Below are 2385 nucleotides of genomic sequence, written 5' to 3'. Positions count from 1 at the left end.
CGCATTTGCGCCAGGTAGGACGCGTAGTCCAATGCCGTCAGAACAGAAGGGGGCGTACGGCGGTGACCTGGCCTTTCTGTCGTTGGCCATGGGGCCACAGGGGCGATGAGCCGGGAGGGTCCCTGGGCTCTACCGTCACCTACTTGTAGGGCGCAATATCGTTACTCGTATCTTTGGCATTCATGAGCGCAACGACGGCAAGAATCAATGGGACCGATAGCGCGAGCGCCAGGAAGTACCCGAAACTGATTTGGAGCATGATCAGCTCCTGAGGCCATAGGAGGTACAGCAGAGCCGAGAGAAAGGAGAAGAAGGCCAATCCCGAAACCAGGGCAAGGACCCAATTCGCCCACCTCCGCCTCGCGAGAATCGACATCACGTTTCCGACGTACCGGTCCTTCAAGACGGAAGATTCCGTGTCGAACGTATTCCAATCAATCGGCCCGGAGTAGCGTTGGCGTTCTGACTCCTCGAGCGACCTGGCGAGTTGGTAGTTGGCAAGCGAGAACCCGTAGAGGGCCGCACCCACACCGATTATCGCGAAGGCAATTGCGCCTCCGGGGAACGCGGCTGAATCGGATGGAACCTGCATGCGGAAGCCGAGTTCCCAGGACAGCCAGGTGATGAACCCGACGATGACCACTAAGGCCATTGCGACCGGCCTCGGTGGTTCGTGATCAAGAAGGAACCGGGCCGGTGACTTCACAAACGATTTGATCATTCCAACCGAGCTCATGACACTGCCCAGCAGTGCCGAGTCTAGATTGATACTTTCGGGGTGTTTCGGGGCGGAAGCCAGCTTTTCCCTCAGCTATTCCTCACCGCCACCGGAGGGTGCCTCAAGCAAGAACCCCCCCGGGAAGCCAATCGAAGCCGTTGAATCCCAGAATGTCGGTGGGGGAGCCCACAGGAAGGGCAAGATGGCCAGTTCGAGCACGCGAGGGACTCTGATCGGCATCGGCGTCGTCTGCATCATCGCCGGGTTCTTCTTCTCAACCTTGGTCTGCGGGGTTGGGTTCCTCTTCGTAATCCTCGGCGTGGTGATGTGGCCACGGGGTGAGGATGAATGGAGTCCGCCTCCGACACGCGACGCAGATCAGCCGCCCACCCATCGCGCAGTCTGGAAGCCGACCTACACGTCGAAGCGCAGAAGAAAGCATTGAATCCCCCTCCAGTCGATTCCGTGTCGACGGGGCGTTCCCGGGAGATTCGTCGGTAGGGTAGGCACGCGTTGCCGGGGTCGAGGCCGTGCGGCGCCGCGAAACGGTTATCCTCTCTGGGGCGCCTCCGGGGCGGGAGAGAGTGGAGAGATGCAGCCGCCTCAAGTCAAACCGCCTCGCGGAGTCACGGTCGGCATCGCCGTGGAACTCTTAGGAATCGCGTTCGCGGTGGCCACATTCCGCAGGGAAGAGATCCTGACAAAGTGGAAGTGAGTCGCTTGGTTCCGCGATGTGCCCTGATCTGGGAACTTTCGGGTTTCTGTGCGGGCGTCGTTCATACGTTGCATCCTGCATGTAGGGTCAGCGGAACGAGGCCATCGGGAGGTTCGAGCTGGAATCCATAGAGGGGGCGAAAGCACGCTAGCGATGAAACGACGACTCATACTGATGGGCTGCATCCTCTCGGCCCTTGGCGCCATCCTGCTAGTCGCACGCGGCTACTCACCGGCACTCCTGGGCATCCTCGTCGTGGGACTGATCCTACTGGTTGTCGGGCTGCTTTGGAGGAAACCGAAGAACGCGAATGGCGTTCGCGAGGAAACGGACTAGGCGGGGCGCAACGCTCAAGACCGTGCGAGGATGTGCCGTCTGCGTGCCATCCCGGGCCGCCGCAAAGGAGGTGGAGGAGTACCTCGCGCGGGTGCCTCCCCACTTCCGGGTCGCCCTCCAGCGGCTGCGCAAAACCATCCGAGCCGCCGCGCCCGAGGCGGAAGAGGTCATCAGCTATCAGATGCCCGCGTTCCGGCAGCACGGGCTGGTCGTGTACTATGCCGCGTTCCGGGACCACTGCAGCCTCTTCGTGCCGAGCACCGCGATTCGCCGCCGGTTTGCCGCCGAATTGAAGCCGTTCGAAGCGGGCAAGGGGACCCTCCGGTTCACCCCGGAGCGGCCCATCCCCGCAGACCTCGTCACCCGGCTCGTAAGGGCCCGCGTCGCTGAGAACGTGGCCAAGCTCGTAAAATAGCCGCGTCTCCCGGTCCGCCCCGGTCGAGCGCGCGCCCCGTCCGTCAACATTATCCCCCGCGGTTGCGTCAGGGGCGCGAGGGGAATCCATGGCCGTCGATTTTGCGATCAAGCGCTCGCCGAAGTACCGAGTCGTGTCCGTCCGCTGGGTCGGACCGTACCAGGAAAACCGTATCCGGAAGGAGTGGGAGGGCCTCGCGAA

The 2385-nt window shown here is 62.2% G+C and carries 4 protein-coding genes; 3 read left to right on the top strand and 1 reads right to left on the bottom strand.

The genetic code is table 11. The annotated features are described in order from the left end of the window. Nucleotides 1-139: 139 nt before the first annotated feature. A complete protein-coding gene (locus tag VEY12_10110; protein ID HYM40471.1) occupies nucleotides 140-736 on the bottom strand; it encodes a hypothetical protein in 597 nt (198 codons plus the stop codon). A gap of 184 nt (nucleotides 737-920) precedes the next feature. On the opposite strand from VEY12_10110, the gene VEY12_10105 reads away from it, so the two are divergent. The 3 genes from VEY12_10105 to VEY12_10095 all read left to right on the top strand — a co-directional run bounded on the left by VEY12_10105 (nucleotide 921) and on the right by VEY12_10095 (nucleotide 2184). Further along, a complete protein-coding gene (locus VEY12_10105) occupies nucleotides 921-1163 on the top strand; it encodes a hypothetical protein (GenBank protein HYM40470.1) in 243 nt (80 codons plus the stop codon). A gap of 147 nt (nucleotides 1164-1310) precedes the next feature. Then, nucleotides 1311-1433: a hypothetical protein gene (locus VEY12_10100; GenBank protein ID HYM40469.1), complete on the top strand. Its 123-nt coding sequence runs from the start codon at nucleotides 1311-1313 to the stop codon at nucleotides 1431-1433. A gap of 379 nt (nucleotides 1434-1812) precedes the next feature. Then, entirely contained in the window at nucleotides 1813-2184 is a 372-nt protein-coding gene (locus VEY12_10095) for a DUF1801 domain-containing protein (GenBank protein ID HYM40468.1), read from the top strand. Nucleotides 2185-2385 lie beyond the last annotated feature (201 nt).

Source organism: Thermoplasmata archaeon (genome assembly GCA_035632695.1).
Taxonomy (GTDB): Archaea; Thermoplasmatota; Thermoplasmata; order RBG-16-68-12; family RBG-16-68-12; genus RBG-16-68-12.
This window is presented reverse-complemented; position numbering and strand designations above follow the sequence as displayed.